Annotated in this window: 17 protein-coding genes and 1 pseudogene; 14 read left to right on the top strand and 4 right to left on the bottom strand. The window is 70.6% G+C overall.

The window, feature by feature from the left end; genetic code table 11:
* The 12 genes from JJ683_RS16920 to JJ683_RS16865 form a co-directional block, all read left to right on the top strand.
* Nucleotides 1–734: Trp biosynthesis-associated membrane protein (locus JJ683_RS16920; RefSeq protein ID WP_207280322.1), on the top strand; the 734-nt coding region annotated here is incomplete at its 5' end.
* 78 nt (nt 735–812) lie between these two features.
* Complete coding sequence (gene trpC / locus JJ683_RS16915; protein ID WP_200175833.1) at nt 813–1,622, top strand: indole-3-glycerol phosphate synthase TrpC; 810 nt, start codon at nt 813–815, stop codon at nt 1,620–1,622.
* 86 nt (nt 1,623–1,708) lie between these two features.
* A complete protein-coding gene (trpB, locus tag JJ683_RS16910) occupies nt 1,709–3,031 on the top strand; it encodes a tryptophan synthase subunit beta (RefSeq protein WP_200175832.1) in 1,323 nt (440 codons plus the stop codon).
* The gene (gene trpA / locus JJ683_RS16905; protein WP_200175831.1) at nt 3,028–3,825 is read left to right on the top strand and encodes a tryptophan synthase subunit alpha; all 798 of its coding nucleotides are present in this window, start codon (nt 3,028–3,030) and stop codon (nt 3,823–3,825) included. The genes trpB and trpA overlap by 4 nt, the downstream gene beginning before the upstream one ends.
* The gene (gene lgt / locus JJ683_RS16900) at nt 3,822–4,865 is read left to right on the top strand and encodes a prolipoprotein diacylglyceryl transferase (RefSeq protein WP_200175830.1); all 1,044 of its coding nucleotides are present in this window, start codon (nt 3,822–3,824) and stop codon (nt 4,863–4,865) included. The genes trpA and lgt overlap by 4 nt, the downstream gene beginning before the upstream one ends.
* Nucleotides 4,862–5,818, top strand: coding sequence for a TM2 domain-containing protein (locus JJ683_RS16895; RefSeq protein WP_200175829.1), 957 nt, complete (start codon nt 4,862–4,864; stop codon nt 5,816–5,818). The genes lgt and JJ683_RS16895 overlap by 4 nt, the downstream gene beginning before the upstream one ends.
* Before the next feature lie 104 nt (nt 5,819–5,922).
* A complete protein-coding gene (gene pyk, locus JJ683_RS16890) occupies nt 5,923–7,341 on the top strand; it encodes a pyruvate kinase (RefSeq protein WP_200175827.1) in 1,419 nt (472 codons plus the stop codon).
* A 4-nt stretch (nt 7,342–7,345) separates the two neighbouring features.
* Nucleotides 7,346–8,272, top strand: a complete 927-nt coding sequence (locus JJ683_RS16885; protein ID WP_345602368.1) for an acyl-CoA thioesterase — start codon at nt 7,346–7,348, stop codon at nt 8,270–8,272.
* A gap of 128 nt (nt 8,273–8,400) precedes the next feature.
* Nucleotides 8,401–9,453 carry a COX15/CtaA family protein gene (locus JJ683_RS16880; protein WP_200175825.1) on the top strand — a complete coding sequence of 351 codons (1,053 nt, stop codon included), beginning with the start codon at nt 8,401–8,403 and terminating at the stop codon, nt 9,451–9,453.
* Nucleotides 9,454–9,548: 95 nt separating this feature from the next.
* A complete protein-coding gene (locus JJ683_RS16875) occupies nt 9,549–11,099 on the top strand; it encodes an FAD-binding protein (protein WP_307811000.1) in 1,551 nt (516 codons plus the stop codon).
* Nucleotides 11,100–11,202: 103 nt separating this feature from the next.
* The gene (locus tag JJ683_RS16870; RefSeq protein ID WP_200175822.1) at nt 11,203–11,796 is read left to right on the top strand and encodes a class I SAM-dependent methyltransferase; all 594 of its coding nucleotides are present in this window, start codon (nt 11,203–11,205) and stop codon (nt 11,794–11,796) included.
* 124 nt (nt 11,797–11,920) lie between these two features.
* Complete coding sequence (locus JJ683_RS16865; protein ID WP_182348641.1) at nt 11,921–12,193, top strand: GlsB/YeaQ/YmgE family stress response membrane protein; 273 nt, start codon at nt 11,921–11,923, stop codon at nt 12,191–12,193.
* A gap of 72 nt (nt 12,194–12,265) precedes the next feature.
* Here the strand turns inward: JJ683_RS16865 and arfB are convergent, their stop codons facing one another.
* Together arfB and JJ683_RS16855 are read right to left on the bottom strand one after the other, a co-directional pair.
* On the bottom strand, nt 12,266–12,748 hold the full coding sequence (gene arfB, locus JJ683_RS16860; RefSeq protein WP_200175820.1) for an alternative ribosome rescue aminoacyl-tRNA hydrolase ArfB: 483 nt from the start codon (nt 12,746–12,748) through the stop codon (nt 12,266–12,268).
* Between the two features lie 25 nt (nt 12,749–12,773).
* Nucleotides 12,774–13,280, bottom strand: coding sequence for a nitroreductase family deazaflavin-dependent oxidoreductase (locus JJ683_RS16855; RefSeq protein WP_200175818.1), 507 nt, complete (start codon nt 13,278–13,280; stop codon nt 12,774–12,776).
* Between the two features lie 137 nt (nt 13,281–13,417).
* Between JJ683_RS16855 and JJ683_RS16850 the strand changes: the two genes are divergently transcribed.
* Nucleotides 13,418–13,837 (top strand): VOC family protein, encoded by a 420-nt coding sequence (locus JJ683_RS16850; RefSeq protein ID WP_200175836.1) that lies wholly within the window; start codon nt 13,418–13,420, stop codon nt 13,835–13,837.
* Between the two features lie 375 nt (nt 13,838–14,212).
* Here JJ683_RS16850 and JJ683_RS16845 read toward each other — a convergent pair.
* Both JJ683_RS16845 and JJ683_RS16840 read right to left on the bottom strand, forming a co-directional pair.
* Nucleotides 14,213–15,597: pseudogene (locus JJ683_RS16845) on the bottom strand (IS1380 family transposase).
* A 64-nt stretch (nt 15,598–15,661) separates the two neighbouring features.
* Entirely contained in the window at nt 15,662–16,306 is a 645-nt protein-coding gene (locus tag JJ683_RS16840; RefSeq protein WP_200175816.1) for a hypothetical protein, read from the bottom strand.
* A 427-nt stretch (nt 16,307–16,733) separates the two neighbouring features.
* Between JJ683_RS16840 and JJ683_RS16835 the strand changes: the two genes are divergently transcribed.
* Nucleotides 16,734–18,323, top strand: a complete 1,590-nt coding sequence (locus tag JJ683_RS16835; protein ID WP_200175814.1) for an IS1634 family transposase — start codon at nt 16,734–16,736, stop codon at nt 18,321–18,323.
* Nucleotides 18,324–18,500 lie beyond the last annotated feature (177 nt).

Raw genomic sequence — 18,500 nt, 5'->3', positions numbered from 1 at the left:
GAGGGCGGTGCCCGGTGAGCGGCGGGGCGGAGGCCGCGGCGCGGCGCGGCGACGCGCGCCGGATGGCGGTGGTGGCGGGGCTGCTCGCGCTGGGCGCGCTCGCCACCTGGGCGGCCGGCCGGATGGACTGGGTGGGCTACACCTATGAGAACGGCCTGCAGCCGCCGGTGGACGGTTCCTTCGACGGCGCGGCCTGGGCATCCGAGCTGACTCCGCTGGCGCTGGTGCTGCTGGCGGGGATCGCCGCGATGTTCGCCGTGCGCGGCTGGGCGCAGCGTGTCATCGGGCTCATCGTCGCCGCGGCAGGTGCCACGATCGTCGTCCGGTCCGCGATGGCGCTCACCTCCGCGGCCGATCCGGCCGAGGTCGTCAGGCTGGGGGAGCTGCGCGCCGGCGCGGTGGTGACGGCCGCGCAGACGCACCCCGGGCCCATCGTGCTGGCGATCGTCGGCGGCGTGCTCGCCGCCGCCGCTGGGCTGCTGATGGTGCTGCGTCCGCGGCCGCGGCGGGAGTTGCCATCGAAGTACGAGACGCCCGCCGCCCGGCGCGATTCGGTGGCCAAGGCGATGGCGGCCCGGCGGGGCCGGACGGCGGGGACGGCCGGTGGGGGTGCGGCCGGTGCAGCTGCGGACGACGACTTGACGCAGCGGCTGATGTGGGAGGCGCTCGACTCGGGGGCCGACCCCACCGAGGATGACGATCCCGCCGTCGGCGACGGCAGGGCCGATGGCTAGTCTGAGCCGCAGTGGCGCCGCGGCGGAGGTGCGCGCCGGGGCGCGGGATGACGGGGAGCGTGAAGGGATGCGGCCACGATGAGTGTTCTCGACTCGATCATCGACGGAGTACGCCAGGACGTGGCGGCCCGCCAGGCGCAGTGCGAACTGCAGGCCGTCAAGGAACTCGCCCGTCGTGCACCGGCACCGCTCGACGCGGCCGCGGTGCTGCGCGGCCAGGGGATCTCGGTGATCGCCGAGGTCAAGCGGGCGAGCCCGTCGCGGGGCGCGCTGGCCGACATCGGCGATCCCGCCGAGCTCGCCGCGGCGTATGCGGACGGCGGCGCGCATGCCATCAGCGTCCTCACCGAGGAGCGGCGTTTCCACGGGTCCCTTGCCGACCTCGACGCGGTGCGCAAGGTGGTCTCGGTGCCGGTGCTGCGCAAGGATTTCATCGTCGGCCCCTACCAGATCCATGAGGCCCGCGCGCACGGTGCGGACATCATCCTGCTCATCGTCGCCGCGCTGGACCAGAGCACGCTCGCCGCGCTGCTCGACCGTACCGAGTCGCTGGGGATGACGGCCCTGGTGGAGGTGCACACCACCGAGGAGGCGGACCGCGCGCTGGCGGCGGGCGCCTCGGTGATCGGCGTCAACGCCCGCGACCTGAAGACGCTCGAGGTGGACCGCGACAACTTCTCGCGGATCGCTCCCGGGCTGCCGCCGGAGGTCGTCAAGATCGCGGAATCCGGCGTGCGCGGCCCCGCGGATCTGATGGCCTACGCCGGCGCCGGGGCGGACGCGGTGCTGGTGGGCGAGGGGCTGGTGACGGCCGGGGACCCGCGCGTGATGGTTTCGGATCTCGTCGCCGCCGGCTCCCACCCGTCCTGCCCGAAGCCGGCGCGCTGACGGCCCGCGCCGTGGGCATCGTGGTGCCCGCGGCGGTGCCCCCTCCCTCCCGGCGATGTGCCGGAGGCCGCAGGCATACTTGGGGCGTGACTTTCGACGATCGCAGTTTCGACGGCGGCGGAACTACTGTGCCGCAGGCCAGCGCCGGACTCGCCGGCACCTCCCACGAGCCCGACGACGGCGGGCACTTCGGCTGCTACGGCGGGCGGTACGTGCCCGAGGCCCTCATGGCCGTCATCGAAGAGGTCACCGCCGAGTACGGCAAGGCCCGCCGTGATCCAGGCTTCCTCGACGAGCTCGACCGGCTCCAGCGCCATTACACGGGCCGCCCGTCGCCGGTGTACGACGCGCGGCGGCTTGCCGAGCATGCGGGCGGCGCCCGGATGCTGCTCAAGCGGGAGGACCTCAACCACACGGGCTCGCACAAGATCAACAACGTCCTCGGCCAGGCGCTGCTGGCCAAGCGTATGGGCAAGACGCGCGTGATCGCGGAGACCGGCGCGGGGCAGCACGGCGTCGCCACCGCCACCGCGTGCGCGCTGCTGGGCCTCGAGTGCGTCGTCTACATGGGCGAGGTGGACACCGAGCGACAGGCGCTCAACGTCGCCCGCATGCGCCTGCTGGGGGCCGAGGTCGTCCCGGCGCTCACCGGTTCGCGCACCCTCAAGGACGCGATCAACGAGGCCCTGCGTGACTGGGTGACCAACGCGCACGACACCTACTACTGCTTCGGCACCGTCGCCGGGCCGCACCCGTTCCCCGTGATGGTGCGCGACTTCCAGCGCATCATCGGGCTCGAGGCACGGGCCCAGGTCCTGGAAATGACGGGCCGTCTCCCGGACGCGGTTGCGGCCTGCGTGGGCGGCGGCTCCAACGCCATCGGCATCTTCCACGCATTCCTCGACGACTCCGCGGTCCGGCTCGTCGGACTCGAGGCGGGCGGCGACGGCGTGGAGACCGGCCGGCACGCCTCCACGATCGCCGGCGGGTCGCCGGGCGCCCTGCACGGCGCGTTCTCCTACCTGCTGCAGGACGACGACGGCCAGACCATCGAATCGCATTCGATCTCCGCGGGACTCGACTACCCGGGGGTGGGCCCGGAGCATTCGCTGCTCAATGACATCGGCAGGGCCGAGTACCGGCCGATCACCGACACCGAGGCCATGGACGCATTCCGGACGCTCTCCGAGACCGAGGGCATCATCCCCGCCATCGAGTCCGCGCACGCGGTGGCCGGCGCGCTCGCGCTCGGACGCGAGCTGGGGCCGGACGCGACCGTACTCGTGAACATCTCCGGGCGCGGCGACAAGGACGTGGACACTGCTGCGCGCTGGTTCGGCATGCTCCCCGGCGGAGACGATCAGACGGAAGACGTTGCGGCGGACGCCGCGCAGGGAGGAACGAAGTGAGCGAGGCGACACTGCGCGGCGTCTTCGAATCGTGCCGGGCGGAGAGCAGGGCGGCGCTGGTGAGCTATCTGCCCGCCGGATACCCCACCGTGGACGGGTCCGTCGACGCGTTCCGGGCGCTCATCGCCGGCGGTACCGACCTCATCGAGGTGGGCGTGCCTTATTCGGACCCGGTCATGGACGGCCCCACCATCCAGCGTGCCGCCACCACGGCGCTGGAGGCCGGCTTCCGGGTGCGTGACACCCTGCGCGTGATCGAGAAGATCGTCGCGGCGGGCGGCAACGCCGTGGTGATGACCTACTGGAACCTGGTGCTGCACTACGGGATCGACGCCTTCGCGCGTGATCTGGCGTCGGCCGGCGGGCTCGGCATCATCACGCCGGACCTCATCCCCGACGAGGCGGACGAGTGGATCGCGGCGTCCGACGCGACCGGGCTCGGCCGCACCTTCCTCGTGGCGCCCTCCTCCACCGAGGAGCGCCTGGCGCGCACCGTCGAGGCCAGCCGGGGCTTCGTCTACGCCACCTCCACCATGGGGGTCACCGGCGCGCGGGACGCGGTGTCGACGGCGGCGCCCGAGCTCGTCGCGCGGGTCAAGGAGCACTCCGACATCCCCGTCGGCGTGGGCCTCGGTGTGCGATCCCGGGAACAGGCCGCGCAGATCGCCGGATTCGCCGACGCCGTCATCGTCGGGTCGGCGCTGGTGGCGCGCGTGCCGGAGGGGCCTGCGGCGGTGGAGGCGCTCGCGCGTGAACTCGCCGAGGGCGTGCGTTCGGCTACCGTGGCACCGTGACGACAACCCTCCTCGCCTCATTCCCCAGTCCGCCCCAGGGCGTCTGGTACGTCGGTCCCGTCGCCATCCGTGCCTACGCCATCTGCATCATCATCGGCATCATCATCGCCATCGTGTGGGGCGACCGCCGCTGGGTCGCCCGCGGCGGCGAGAAGGGCACGGTGTTCGACATCGCCATCTGGGCGGTGCCTTTCGGGCTCATCGGCGGGCGGCTGTACCACGTGCTCACGGACTGGAGCACCTACTTCGGCGCGGATGCCACCGCACAGCCCATCGATGCGCTCAAGATCTGGGACGGCGGGCTCGGCATCTGGGGCGCTGTCGCGCTCGGCGCGCTGGGCGCCTGGATCGGGTGCCGGGTGCGCGGGATCCCGCTGCCGGCCTTCGGCGACGCGATCGCGCCGGGGATCCTGCTGGCGCAGGGCATCGGGCGCATCGGCAACTACTTCAACGAAGAACTGTACGGCCGCCCCACCTCGATGCCCTGGGGCCTGGAGATCACCGAGCGGGTGCGCGACGGGCATATCGACATGCTCGACGGCGTCTCCAACGGCAACGTCATCGCCGTGGTGCAGCCGACCTTCCTCTACGAGCTCATCTGGAACCTGCTCGTCGTGCTCGCGCTGGTGTGGATCGACCGCAAGTTCGTCATCGGCCACGGCAGGCTGTTCGCCCTGTACGTGGCGGGCTACTGCTTCGGGCGGTTCTGGATCGAGCTGCTGCGCGACGACCACGCGACGCATGTGCTCGGAGTCAGGATCAACTCGATCACCTCCGCCGTCGTCTTCGTCCTCGCCATCGCGTACTTCATGTGGGCGCGGCGGGGCCGGGACAACCCGCACGACCTCCTCTCGCGGGCGGCGCGCGAAGAGATCGCTGCCGATTCCGCCGGACGCGGGGACGCCGGCGCGGATCCCGCTGCCGGCGAGGACGGCTCCGACTGCGGCGGGTCTTCCGGCGCGGGAGGATCGGGCGGCGGACGCCTCGAGACGCTGCAGGGCAGTACCGAAGAAGCCGACACGCACGGGGGTGCGCAATGACGGACACCGGACCGCAGGACCGACGGGACGACGAAACGCCGGGTGCATCCGGGAGCCGAGGTGCAGGCGGTGCGTACGGCGCCGACGCCTCGGACACCGGCGACACCGCCGACCTGGACTCGCTCGGCCGGCGCGGATCGCCGTACGACGACACCGCCTTCGGGCCGGACGCCGCGGACTCGGGCGTGGCCGGCCCCGACGGTCCGGCGTCGGGGTACGACGCCGACGAGGCGTGGACCATCCGCAAGGAATCGCCCGGCCCCGGCTGGACCACGCAGGCGGGTGCCGGGAGCGGGCCAGGATGGGGCAGTGCGCCGCTGTACGAGTCGGACGCCACCCCCTTCGGCACCTCCTACGGGGAGACTGCCCGGTACGAGGCCGACGCGGTGGAGGCCGCCGAATCGGCGCCCGTGGACCCCGAGGCCGACACCGCGGAGCCGGACTACTCGGATCCCATCGCGGACGAGACGACCCGTCACGACGCGGGAGCGCCGTGGCCCGGTCCGGGCATGCCCCCGCCGCCGCCACCCCCGGGGATGCAGCCCCCGCCGCCGGGAGGGGCCTACGGTCACCCGGGCTACGCGCAGTCCGGCTACGGTCCCGGATACGCGCCTGGGCCGTACGGGACTGCGGAGTACGGGGCAGCAGGATACGGGGCAGCGGCGTACGGGCCCGGCATGTGGGCGCCGGACCCGGCGGCGCCCTACGGCCGCCACCCCGTCACGGGCGAGGCCTACTCGGACAAGCAGAAGCTGGTGGCCGGGCTGCTGCAGATCTTCGTCGGCTGGACCGGCGCGGGCCGCTTCTATCTCGGCGACAACGGCATGGGCGTGGCGCAGCTGTTGGTCAGCGTGTTCACGTGCGGGATCGGTGCGCTGTGGCCGTTGATCGACGGCATTCTCATCCTCATGGGCAACGTGCCGGACTCCCAGGGGCGCCCGCTGCGGGATTGACCGATGCCGCCGTTTTCGTCGATGGCGGCGATCGACCGTCCCGGCGGGTGTCCGGCCGTCGTGCAGTAGCCGGGCGGCGCCGGTGACCCACTAGGGTGGTGGGTGTGACACGACGCGCAAAGATTGTTTGCACCCTCGGCCCCGCAACCTCCTCGCCTGAGCAGCTCGACGCGCTTGTCGCGGCGGGCATGAACGTCGCCCGGCTCAACTTCAGCCACGGCGATCACGCCGACCACGAGATCGCGTTCCAGCGTGTGCGCGCGGCGGCGGCGAAGGCCGGCCGCCCGGTGGGCATCCTCGCCGACTTGCAGGGCCCCAAAATCCGTCTCGGCCGGTTCGCCGACGGAGCGACGGTGTGGAACACGGGCGAGACGGTGCGCATCACGGTGGAGGAAGTGGAGGGGACCCATGACCGCGTCTCCACCACCTACAAGGGGCTGGCGCAGGACGCGGTGGCGGGCGATCGGTTGCTGGTGGACGACGGCAAGGTCGCGCTCGTGGTCACCGAGGTCGACGGCGACGACGTGGTCTGCAAGGTGGTCGAGGGCGGGCCGGTCAGCAACCACAAGGGCGTGTCGCTTCCCGGTATGAACGTGTCGGTGCCCGCGATGTCGGAGAAGGACGTGGCCGACTGCGAGTTCGCGCTGACCATGGGCGTCGACTTCATCGCGCTGTCGTTCGTGCGCGCGCCGTCGGATGTCGACCTGGTCCGCGAGGTGATGGAACGGGTGGGGCGCACCGTCCCCGTCATCGCCAAGTTGGAGAAGCCCGAGGCCATCGAGGACCTCGAGGCGATCGTGCTCGCGTTCGACGCGGTCATGGTGGCGCGCGGGGACCTGGGCGTGGAATTGCCGATGGAGGAGGTGCCGCTGGTCCAGAAGCGCGCCATCCAGGTGGCCCGCGAGAACGCCCGGCCAGTCATCGTCGCCACCCAGATGCTCGATTCGATGATGGAGAACGCCCGTCCCACCCGCGCCGAGGCGTCGGATGTGGCCAACGCGGTGCTCGACGGGGCGGACGCGGTGATGCTCTCGGGCGAGACGTCCGTGGGCAAGTACCCTATCGAGGCCGTGCAGGCGATGGGGCGGATCATCGCGGCGGTGGAGGCGGACTCGGTGGACGTCCCCCCGCTCACGCACGCGCCGCGCACCAAGCGGGGCGTGATCACCGACGCGGCCCGCGAGATCGGCGAGCGCCTGGATGTGGCCGCGCTCGCCGCGTTCACCCAGTCCGGCGACACGGTCCGGCGCGTCTCCCGGCTGCACACCTGGCTCCCCATTCTGGCCTTCACGCCGCTGCAGGACGTGTACAACCAGTTGACGCTGTCGTGGGGCACCGAGTCGATCCTGGTGGACAAGGTCGAGTCCACCGACGAGATGATGCACCAGGTGGACCGCGCACTGCTGGGGCTGGACCGCTACGAGCGCGGCGACGTCGTCGTGATCGTGGCAGGGTCGCCGCCGCACACTGTCGGCTCCACCAACATGGTGCACGTGCACCGCATCGGCACCGAAGACCGCTGATCCCGTGGTGACAGCGCCGCCGGGCCGCGAAGACGATCTGCCCGCAGTCCTGGCGCTGCTGGACCTCGAGCGGGTCGGCGGGGACGACGGTGCGGAGCCCGGTGGGCAGACCGGCGCCGAGCGCTTCGTCGGCAGGCACCCGGAACGCACCACGTTCAGCCGCACTTTCGGCGGCCAGTTGTTGGCGCAGTCGCTGGTGGCCGCCGGGCGCACGGTGGACGGCGGCCGGGACGTGCACTCCGCGCAGACCCACTTCATCCGCGGCGGAGACCTGCGGCGCGACCTCGACTTCACGGTGGTGCACCTGCGCGACGGCCGCGGGTTCGCCAACCGGAGGGTGGACGTCACCCAGGACGGCGCGCTGGTGTGCACGATGCTCGCGGCCTTCGCAGGGCCGGCGGACGGCCTCGAACACGGCCGGGTTCCGCCCGAGGTGCCACCGCCCGACGATCTGCCGGTGTTCGACGAGGCGTTGCGGGGGTTCGAGGACCCGCTGTCCGCATTCGCCGGGGCGCTCCATCCTGTCGACCTGCGTTACGCCCACGACCCGCCGTGGGTGCAGAGGGGCACGGGCGAGGCGCGCACGGAGAACCACGTGTGGATGCGCCCGGCGGGGGAGATGCCCGACGATCCGCTCCGGCATGCGGCGCTGCTGGCCTACGCCTCCGACATGACAGTGCTGGACACGATCCTCACGGGCCACGGCCTGTCCTGGGGCATCGACCGGGTCCTGGCCGCCACGCTCAACCACTCGCTGTGGTTTCACCGCCCCGCCCGGTTCGACCGGTGGCTGCTCTATGCCAGCACGTCACCGGTGGCAACGCGCTCGCGCGGCACCGGCACCGGCACGTTCTTCGCCCCGGACGGCACCACGCAGGCCACCGTGGTGCAGGAGGGCATCGTGCGGCACTTCGCGCCGCGCGGCACCTGAGCACGGGCGGCTCCTGAGCACGGGCCGGCCTGTGACGACGCTCTCCCCGGGGACGGCTCCCGGCGGCGTGACGGACGGCGGCCGATAGACTCGTGCCCGGCCACTGCGCAGGAAAGGTCGTGCCGCACATGTCCCACACTCCGCTGAACCCCGGGCCGCCTCGGCAGGCCCCGGCGGTGGACGAGCGCGCGGGCGCGGGTGCGCCGCCGGTGCGTCCGTGGCTGCCGATGCCGCGCGTCACCCCGTTCACGCTGCTGGCGGACCGTTTCACCGTGGGGCGCCGCGGGCTGTACTGGGCAACGACGGCCGCCATGCTCATGAGCGTCGTGCTCATCGTCACCGGCGGCGTGGTGCGTGTGACGGGATCGGGCCTCGGTTGCCCGGAGTGGCCCTCGTGCACGGACGATTCGCTCACCACCACGGCCGCGATGGGCCTGCACGGCATCATCGAGTTCGGCAACCGCATGCTCACGTGGGTGCTCAGCGCCGCGGTGGGCTGGGCCATCATCGCCTCGCGGTTGCAGAAGCCGCACGACCTCATCACCACCAGGCTGGCCTGGTCGCAGTTCTGGATGGTCATGCTCAACGCCGTCATCGGCGGCATCACCGTGCTCACCGGCCTCAACCCGTACATCGTGGCGGGCCACTTCCTGGCGGCGACCGCCCTGCTGACCACGACGGTGTTCACCTGGCACCGGGTGCGCGCCATGGATGCTCCGACGCCCGTCGCCGTCGGCGGCCGCTCCCATCTCCTGGGCCGCGTGCTGCTCGGGACGAGCGCGGTGGTCGTGGTGCTGGGCACCGTCACCACCGGTGCCGGGCCGCACGCCGGCGACAGCAGCGACGTGCACCGGATCCCCATCGACTGGGCCGCCATCACCTGGGTGCACGGCATCGCGGCAGCGGCCACGCTGGCGGTGGCGATCCTGCTGATGCGGTCGCTGCCGCCGCAGGCGCGGACGGCACGGCTGCGCGTGGCCACGTTCCTGGGGGTGCTCCTGCTGCAGGGTGCCATCGGGATATTCCAGAGCCTCACACACCTGCCGGAACTGGTCGTGGTCCTGCACCTGATGGGTGCGGCGCTGGTGTGGATCGGCGCGGTGCGGGTGGCATTGGACACGCCGCGCTCGTCGGCCAGGCCCGGCATGGCCCACGCCGAAGGCGCGCCGGCCGCAGGCTGAACGCCCGCGCCCCGTCCCTGTGACCGGGAGAAGCCCCTGCCCCGCAGGGGCCCCCGTGGAACCTTCCAGGGAGACGTTTCCGTAGCGAAGGGTGAGTGGCGGTGCAGCAAGACGTGCAGTGGGACGACGAGTGCGACGTGCTGGTGGTGGGCTCCGGGGGCGGCGGCGTCACAGGTGCCTACACGGCGGCGCGTGAAGGCCTCGAGACTCTCATGGTGGAGGCCACCGACCGCTTCGGCGGTGTCACCTCGTACTCGGGCGGGGGCGGCATGTGGTTCCCCACCAACGCCGTGCTCAAGCGGAACGGCGACGAGGACACCATCGAGGACGCGCTCACGTACTACCGCGCGGTGGTGGGCGACCGCACCCCGGCGGAGCTGCAGGAGGCGTTCGTGCGGGCCGGCGCTCCGCTGATCGACTATCTCGAGCAGGACGACAACCTCAAGTTCATGGAGCTCCCGTGGCCCGACTACTTCGGGAAGGCCCCCAAGGCCAGCGCCAAGGGGCGCCACATCATGCCGGTGCCGCTGAAACCCGAGAAGCTCGGCACGCTGCGCGACGTGTTGCGTCCGCCGCTGGACACCGACTGGCTCGGCTGGGATCTGCCGCCGCAGGTGATCGGCGGCCAGGCGCTGATCGGCCGGTTCCTCTTGGCGCTGCAGCAGTACCCGAACGCGCGCACCAGGCTCAACTGCGCGATCGACGAGCTGGTGATGGAGGACGGCAAGGTGGTGGGCGCCATCGCCGACACCGGCGGCGCGCGTACCGCGATCAAGGTGCGCCGCGGGGTGATCGTGGCGTCGGGCGGATTCGAACGCAACGACGAGATGCGCGCGAAGTATGGCGTGCCCGGCGTGTCCCGTGATTCGATGGCGCCTCCCGGAAGCCAGGGCAAGGCGATCGCCGCCGGCATCGCCGTGGGCGCGGACACCGACCTGATGGACCAGGCATGGTGGTCGCCGGGGCTCACTCATCCCGACGGCAACTCCTCGTTCGCACTGTGGTTCACCGGCGGCATCTTCGTGAACCAGGACGGCGAGCGGTTCGTCAACGAGTCGGCCGCCTACGACAGGCTCGGCCGCGTCGCTCTGGATCAGATCGCCGACGGTTCGCTCACCCTGCCGTTCTGGATGATCTACGACGACCGCGACGGTGAGCGTCCGCCCGTGCAAGCGCCGAACGTGTCGATCCAGGAGACGGAGAAATACGTCGATGCCGGGCTGTGGAAGACCGCCGACACGCTCGAGGAGTTGGCGGGGAAGATCGGCGTGCCCGCCGATCGCCTGGTCGCCGCGGTCGAGCGATTCAACGGTTTCGTCGAGAACGGGCACGATGACGACTTCCTCCGCGGCGACGAGCCTTACGACCGCGCATTCAGCGGCGGCGAGCTACCGTTGACCCCGATCGCCCAGGGGCCGTTCCATGCAGCACGGTTCGGGCTGTCCGACCTGGGCACCAAGGGCGGCATGCGCACCGACACCGTCGGGCGTGTGCTGAACACCGACGGCGAGGTGATCCGCGGGCTGTATGCGGCGGGCAACTCGATGGCCGCGCCCAGCGGCTACGTCTACCCGGGCGGCGGCAACCCCATCGGCACGTCGATGGTGTTCGCGCACCTGGCGGCGAAGGACCTGGCCCAGGGCTGACGTCCACCTCTGTATCCGCCCACGACGCGGCGCACGGCATTGTGCCGTGCGCCGCGTCGGCGCATCATGAAGGGGCACGATTCGCGCGCTTGAGGAGCCCGCCATGGTCAGCCTCTACTCGCTCATGTACGGCATCGGGTACACCCCCTGGGAGGGCGAGGCCGACTACGGCCCGCTGCCGGAAGCGCTGGCCGCGCGTCCTCCAGGCCGCGCGCTGGACGTCGGTTGCGGCACAGGCCGGCACTCGGTGCTGATGGCCGAACGGGGCTGGCAGGTGGTGGGGGTCGACTATGTCGCCAAGGCGCTGTCCCGGGCGCGGGCGCGCGCTGAGCAGGACGGTGTCGCCGACCGCGTCCGATTCGTCTCCGCCGACGTCGCCCGGCTCGATCAGGTGCTCTCCGGCGAAGTCTTCGACCTGGTCACGGACGTCGGATGCTTGCACGGTCTGCCCGCCGCGTCGCGGAACACCTATTCCGAATGGCTGACGGGGCACACCTCGGCGGGCGGCGAGCTGGTGGTGGCCGCCGCGCAGCCGCGACGGGGCCCGGGCCCCAAGGGCATCAGCGGCGACGGGCTTGCAGCGCTGCTGGGGCCCGCATGGACGATGGTGAGCGCCGAGGCCGCGCCGACGGACACCGGCAAGGGGCCGCTACGTGACGCCGAGTTCTGGTGGTATCGGATGCGCCGCACGAGGTAGGAGCCGGGAAGCCCGGTCGCATGTCTGCGGCGGTATCCGCTGCGGAACGCCGCGCGGGATGGTGTGCTGGGTGCACGCCGCCGGGAGCGACCCGCACCGGCCCCGCCCGTGGAGGAGTGCCGTCATGACACTGTCGCTGAGCATCATCGGATGGATCATCATCGGGGGCCTGGCGGGGTGGATCGCCTCGAAGTTCATGGGCACCGACGCCCAGCAGGGCATCTTCCTCAACATCGTGGTGGGCGTGGTCGGCGGCCTCGTGGGCGGTTGGATCCTCGGCTGGGTCGGGGTGGACGTGGCGAGCGGCGGCTGGCTGTTCAGCTTCCTCACCTGCCTGGCCGGCGCGAGCATCCTACTGTGGATCGTCAAGAAGGTGCGGGGGTCGAGCAGGGTCTGAGCCGGGCCTGGTCTGCGCGGCCGGACCGGGGCCACGGTGGCAGGCCGGAGCCGTGGGCTGCCATCCCGGTGTTCAGAAGTCGGGCCGGCGCCGCAGCGACTTCGTCTGCCCGCGCTTCTTCTTCGCGTCGAGCCGCCGCTGCTTCGCGGCGCGCGAGGGCCTGCGCGCCTTGCGGGCACGCGGTTGCGGGGCGGTGAGCGCCCTTCGCAGCAGGTCGGCGGCGCGATCGCGGGCGGCCTGGCGGTTGCGCAGCTGCGAGCGGTGCTCGGCTGCGACGATCACCAGCGCATCCTCGACCAACCGGTGCGCCAGCGCGGAGCGGGTGCGGTCGAGCTGGGCGTCGGTGAGCCCCGCGTCGGCGAGGCGCACCACCAGCTCCACGCGCGAGTCCGTGGTGTTCACACCCTGACCGCCGGGCCCGTGGGCGCGGGAGAACCGCCAGCGCAGCGCGGACTGCGGGATGGTCACGGAGGCGGTGACCGCGAGCGGCCCGGTGACGCTCGGCGCGCCGCCGGGGCCGGTGCCCGGCCCGCGTCCCGTCCTCGTCGTGTCCACCCGGCCACGATAGCGGCGGGGTCTGCTACTCGGGGGTGCAGATCACGACAGGGATGGTGCGATCGGTCCAGGATTGGTACTGCTCCCAGCCGTGGTAATGAGCGATGAGCCGCGGCCACAGCCGTGCGCGTTCCTCGGGGGTGGCCTCGCGGGCACGCAACCGGCGCACACGGTTGCCGGTCTGCACGGTCACCGACGGGTCGGCGCGCAGGTTTAGCAGCCACAACGGATTGTTCGGGAGCCCGCCCTGCGCCGCCACGAGCAGCACGGCGTCGCCGTCGGGCACGTAGAGCAGCGTCTGGGTGCGCGGCAGCCCGCTCCTGCGCCCCGTGGTGGTGAGCAGGCACAGCGGCCGGCTGCCGAGGGAGCCCAGCACCCGTCCGCCACTACGGCGGTACAGCCAGGCGTTGGCGCGGGACATCGGCTTGAGCAGCCGCGAGGCCAGATGGGTGATGAGGAACGGGGTGCGGCGGCGTTTGCGGGCAGCGCCCGACGGGGGGCGGGGCTCGCCGTCGCTGTCGTCCGCGGTCATGTGCGGGACTCCCTGTCATTCCGGAGTGCGTTCTCGGACCTCGATCCATGACTGTATCGCGTGGTTGCACGAACATCGCACGGCAGGGAAGGCGGCGGAAAGCGCGTGTGGAGTTAGCGGCCTCTGCATAATCGAGTATTCCTATCAATCCTTCATCCTTCTCCCGCGTCCGCCTCACGGTCACCGACATCGGCCGATCGCGCGCGTTCTACGATGCGGTCTTCGGGCTCCCGGTGGCGATCGAGATGCCGCCGGACGCCGATGCCGTGACGCGCGAACGCTTCGCGTTCCTCTTCGGTGGGCTGTTGTACCGGATAGGCGACGCAATGCTGGGTCTGCGTCCGGCGGCACCAGGGGAGGACCGGTTCGATGAGGACCGGGTGGGCCTCGATCGCCTCTCCTTCGCGGCTGTGGGCCGAAACGATCTCGAACGCGCCGTAGAGGGGCTTGATGTGCTGGGCGTCGTACACGAGCCGATCAAGGACATCGGCACCGCATGGATTCTGGAGTTCCGCGACCCTGACAACATCGCGCTCGGGCTGTTCGCGATGAAGTAGCGCTTTGCGTTGGAGTGTGTATGCGGTGGTAAGGCCTCCCGTGTCGACACGGCGTATTTTACGCTATCGCCATCCCGTAATGAGGGCAGCCGTCAGGATGTCACGATGCATTCGATTCACGAACACGTGGTGCCTCATGTGAAGATGCCCGCGAATCTCTTCCCGTGCCACATATGAGAATGCCCGCGTAACCGCGCTAGCCTCGATCTTTCGTTCGGTAGGTGGCCTGGCCTGAGCGGGTTCGGATAGCGGGCTTTTGCGTAGATCGACGCCCGAGGGTATGCGGTATCGCCCGCGCGCCTGCGGTGGGGCCGGGCTCCACGGCACCCGGTGAGGAATCGTTCCTTCCTGATCGTGCGGACAACGACCGGGCCGTCACGGCGGTGCGAGGGCCGCCAAGCGCGCCAAACCGGCATCAAGCAGCGACGTCCAGTTACGGTTGCCGCCGATGCGGAGTCGTATCCGGCGCGCGTGCCGCGAGATGCGCCCGGCCAGCGACAGCAGCCGGTAGCGCAGGCGTTTGACCTCCCACCGGCGAGCCGGATGGTCCGGGAAGGCGAGCATCTGGGCCCAGGCGATCAGGCACATCGCCGTCTGCACGATCAGGGTCCAGATGCGGTTCGCGTCGAAGCCGTGCAAAGGAAGGTTTTCCAGGCCCGTCTGCTTGGCCTGGCGGATGCGGTCCTCGCAGCGGGCCCGGCGCCGGTGCCGTAGTTCCAGGTCGGCGAGCTGGCCACGTTTGCTGTTGGTCACGAACGCGGTCAGACGCAGCCCGTCGCGACCGGTGAACCGAAGCTGGGCGCCGGGTGCGGGCGTTCTTTGCGCACGATCAGCCGCATCCCCGCAGGCCAGGACGACAGATCCGCCATGTCGGTCAACTCGGCGACCCAAGCGCCGTCCCGCTGGACTCCGTCGGCGTCATAGGCCGGGCTCCAGCCGGCATCAGGAATCTGGTCGACCAGCCCGGCGAGGGCGTCGGTCAGGGCGAAGCCGATCGAATAGGACAAGCGTCGACGTGTCAGGTACTCCAGCAGGGCATGGCTGGACCCGGCCCCATCGGTGCGGACGAGGATCTTCTTTCCCCGGTAACCGGCGCCGACGGGCAGCTGCGCCAGCGCAGCTTTGATGACGGTGATGTGGTCGGCGGCGGTGTTGGCTCCGTCGTTGCCGGGCCGCAGCAGCATCCCGGCCGGTTCGCCGGTGCCATATTCGCCGTGGTCGACGAACGCGCACAGCGGATGGAACCCGAAACCACGCTTGTAGGTCGGGGCCGCCTGCTGCTTGTCCGAATGCGCGGTGACCAGCGTGGCATCGAGGTCCACGACCAGCGGGTCGTCCGCGCTGGCCCGGGCAGTGGGGTTGTCACCGGAGGCCGCCCATGCAGCGGCCCGGGCGGCGGCGAGTGCACCGCTGATCGCGGATTCTGCCCGGTCGGCATCACTGGCGAGTGTGGCGATCAGCCGGGAGACGGTCGGGTCCGACGCGACACGGCCGAACACAGCGGGCGCATCGCGCAGGGCGGCGATATCGGCCAGGCAATCGCCTCCCGCGGCCAGCGATATTGCCAGGTCGCAGATGATCTTGCCGGTATCGTGACTGGCCAGCGGCGTGCGGAACGGCACGAGGGCCTTCGAGAGCGCCGTGGCCAGGCCGGTGGCCTCGACGGTACGCACCACCAGTGCGGTGCCGGCGTGGGCGACGAGGTCGTCGTCGCCTGGCTCGGCGGACAGACGTGGGTAATGACGGGTAATGTTGCGCACCAGAAAGGTGACCTCTTCCTGAGGATGATGCGAGTCTCGACAACCCGTATTATCGCAGGTCAGGTCACCTTTCGTCTATTCTGGGACCGCTGGCCGACACCTCACGATGAAAGCCCGAGGCTAGCTTGCCGGCCGGATCTTCACGCCGCGTCCGGTGTCCGGCGACGCTGTGGTGGCCTGGGCCTGCAGGGTAAGCGTGGCATCGCGGGCCAAGCCTGTGAGTCGATCCTGGATGGTCTGGATGCGCGGCCGGGTTGAGGCTGTCGCGGTAGGCGATCAGTTCCGCTTCCTGCGCCGGTGAGAGCGCGCCGGCGTCGAGCAGGCGCTCGAGCGGCGTCGCCGGGGCGTCGTAGACGCGTTTGCGGCGGCCCGCCGCGTCAGTGGTCCAGCCGATGGGCTTCTTCGTCGGCGTGAAATAATTCATCCGGTCACCCACCAGCGGCCACAGCGCATTGAGCAGCTTCAACGCCTCGGGAGTGTCGTAGCGCCAGTAGAACCCGTAGCGGCGCACCAGGTGGTTGTTCTTCGGCCAGGTCGTGGCCTGGTCGTTCTTCTTATACGGCCGCGAGCGGGTGAAGAAGATGTCCCGTCCGGCGGCCCAGCCGATCACGTCGTCGTTGATGAACTCGCTGCCGTTTTCGAAGTCTAGGCCGGTGATCATGAAAGGCACCGATGCGACCGCCGCATCGAGCCCGGACAGGATGTGCACGTGTGCGTTGCCAAAGGATCGAGCGGGTGAACACCCAGCCGGTGCACGTGTCGGTCAGGTTCAACGTGCGCGCGAACTCCCCCTTGAGCGTCGGGCCGCAGTGCGCGACCGTATCGCCCTCGAAGAACCCGGGCTCGCCCTCGGACTCGTCGCCGGCCTTGCGCACTGGGATCGAGTTACGCAGCAGCGGAGACGGTTTCGTCGTGGACTTGCCGTACAGCGGGTCGCGTGCCCGGGCCGGGGCCAGGTACCGGTCGATCGTCGCCGCGCTCATCTGTTCGAGTTCGGCGCGCACGGCGCGGCTGTAGCGGCGCTCCTGAGTTGCACAGGTCAACATTGTTGTAGCGATTGTGGCGGGTAACTGTGCTGGTAGGGGTGGTGCAGGTGCTGGATTCGGGGCACTAATAGGCCGGTAGAATCCGGGGTCGTGGCCGCTTACATCCGCAAGGTGCGCACCGCCTCCGGGGCGACGGCCGTGCAGATCGCGGAGAAGACCGGGGGCCGGCGCAGGATTGTCGAGCATCTCGGCTCCGCCCACACCGACAGCGAGCTCGCCGCCCTGCTCCACACCGCCCGCGGCAGGCTCGAGGCCGGTCAACTGCAGTTGGGCCTGGACTTCGCCGCGCCGACCGATGCGCCCATGCCGGCGGGCGCGCCGTCGGTGATCACCGGCAAACGCGCCCGGTGGCTGATCGCGGCGATCGAATCTGCGTGGCAGCGGCTCGGCTTCGACGTGGTCGACGACGCCGCGTTCTTCCAGCTGGTCCTGGCCCGCATCGTGGAACCGACGTCGAAGTCGGACTCGGTACGCGTGCTCGGCGACCTCGGCGTCGCCGCCGCCCACCGCAACACCTTCGCCGCGGCGCTGCGGCGGTGCGCCGCCCGCGGCTACCGCGACCTGATCGCCTACCGGTGCTTCGACTACGCCGCCGCCACCGGCGGGCTGTCGCTGGTCTTGTTCGACGTGACCACCTTGTACTTCGAAGCCGAGAAGGAAGACGGGCTGCGCAAGGTCGGCTACTCGAAAGAGCGGCGCGTCGACCCCCAGATCGTCGTCGCCCTGCTGGTCGACCGGTACGGGTTCCCCCTCGAGATCAGCTGCCACGAAGGCAACCACGCCGAAACCCGCACGATCGTGCCCGTGGTGCGCCAGTTCCTGGCCCGCCACGATTTGGAGGGCACCGAGCTGGTGATCGCCGCCGACGCCGGGATGCTCTCCGCGTCGAACCTGAAAGACCTCGACGCCGCTGGGCTCAAGTTCATCGTCGGCTCGCGGATGACGAAAGCACCCGCCGATCTGGCCAGCCACTTCCACTTCCACTGGCACGGCAACGCGTTCACCGACGGGCAGATCATCGACACCGTCACGCCGCGCAACGCCCGCTCCGTCGTGGGCGACGTGAAGAAGAAGGCGGAGCCGGTGTGGGACCCGGCCGACGAGAAGGCGTGGCGGGCGATCTGGCAGTACCGCCGGAAACGGGCCCGGCGCGACGATCAGACGCTCAACGCCCAAGAGGCCCGGGCCCGGGAAGTCGTCGACGGGAAGCGGGCGGGCAAGCAGGTGCGGTTCGTCAAGGCCAAAGGCGACGCGAAGAGCCTGGATGCGGCGAGTCTGCAACGGGCCCGGGACCTGTCCGGCCTGAAGGGCTATGTGACGAATGTTCCTGTGGCCCTGATGGATCCGGGTGAGGTGATCGGCAAGTACCACGACCTGTGGCATGTGGAGCAGTCGTTCCGCATGTCGAAGACCGACCTGCGGGCGCGGCCGATCTTCCACCGCACCCGCGATGCGATCGAGGCGCACCTGACGATCGTATTTACCGCCCTGGCGGTCTCCCGCTACCTGCAGGACCACGCCGGCGTGTCGATACGGCAGCTCGTGCAGGTGCTGCGGCCCCTGCAGGAGATCACCGTGGTGATCGCGGGCCACGAACACACCGCCGCTGATCCGATCGGCCCCGAGGCCGCCGAGATCCTGCACAAACTCCAGATCCCGGCCGACTCGCCAGGGCACTAAACCTGTGCAACTCAGGTTCGAGTTCGGCGCGCACGGCGCGGCTGTAGCGGCGCTTTCCGGGCTCTACGGAATGCAGAGTGCGTAGACGGGTGTCCAGCGAGGTGAGGGGGGACCACAACATGTAGGCGGGTCCTGCGGTGTGAAGATGAGAGTTGCGAAGCTCCCCATCGACCACCA

It is taken from the genome of Tomitella cavernea, assembly GCF_016599145.1.
In the GTDB taxonomy this organism is placed as follows: domain Bacteria; phylum Actinomycetota; class Actinomycetes; order Mycobacteriales; family Mycobacteriaceae; genus Tomitella; species Tomitella cavernae.
This window is presented reverse-complemented; position numbering and strand designations above follow the sequence as displayed.

Excerpts from the sequence above, each read along its gene's own strand:
- JJ683_RS16870 (WP_200175822.1), top strand. The coding sequence starts at position 11,203 with ATGGTCAGCCTCTACTCGCTCATGTACGGCATCGGGTACACCCCCTGG.
- JJ683_RS16895 (WP_200175829.1), top strand. The coding sequence starts at position 4,862 with ATGACGGACACCGGACCGCAGGACCGACGGGACGACGAAACGCCGGGT.
- JJ683_RS16880 (WP_200175825.1), top strand. The coding sequence starts at position 8,401 with ATGTCCCACACTCCGCTGAACCCCGGGCCGCCTCGGCAGGCCCCGGCG.
- JJ683_RS16865 (WP_182348641.1), top strand. The coding sequence starts at position 11,921 with ATGACACTGTCGCTGAGCATCATCGGATGGATCATCATCGGGGGCCTG.
- JJ683_RS16855 (WP_200175818.1), bottom strand. The coding sequence starts at position 13,280 with ATGACCGCGGACGACAGCGACGGCGAGCCCCGCCCCCCGTCGGGCGCT.
- trpC (WP_200175833.1), top strand. The coding sequence starts at position 813 with ATGAGTGTTCTCGACTCGATCATCGACGGAGTACGCCAGGACGTGGCG.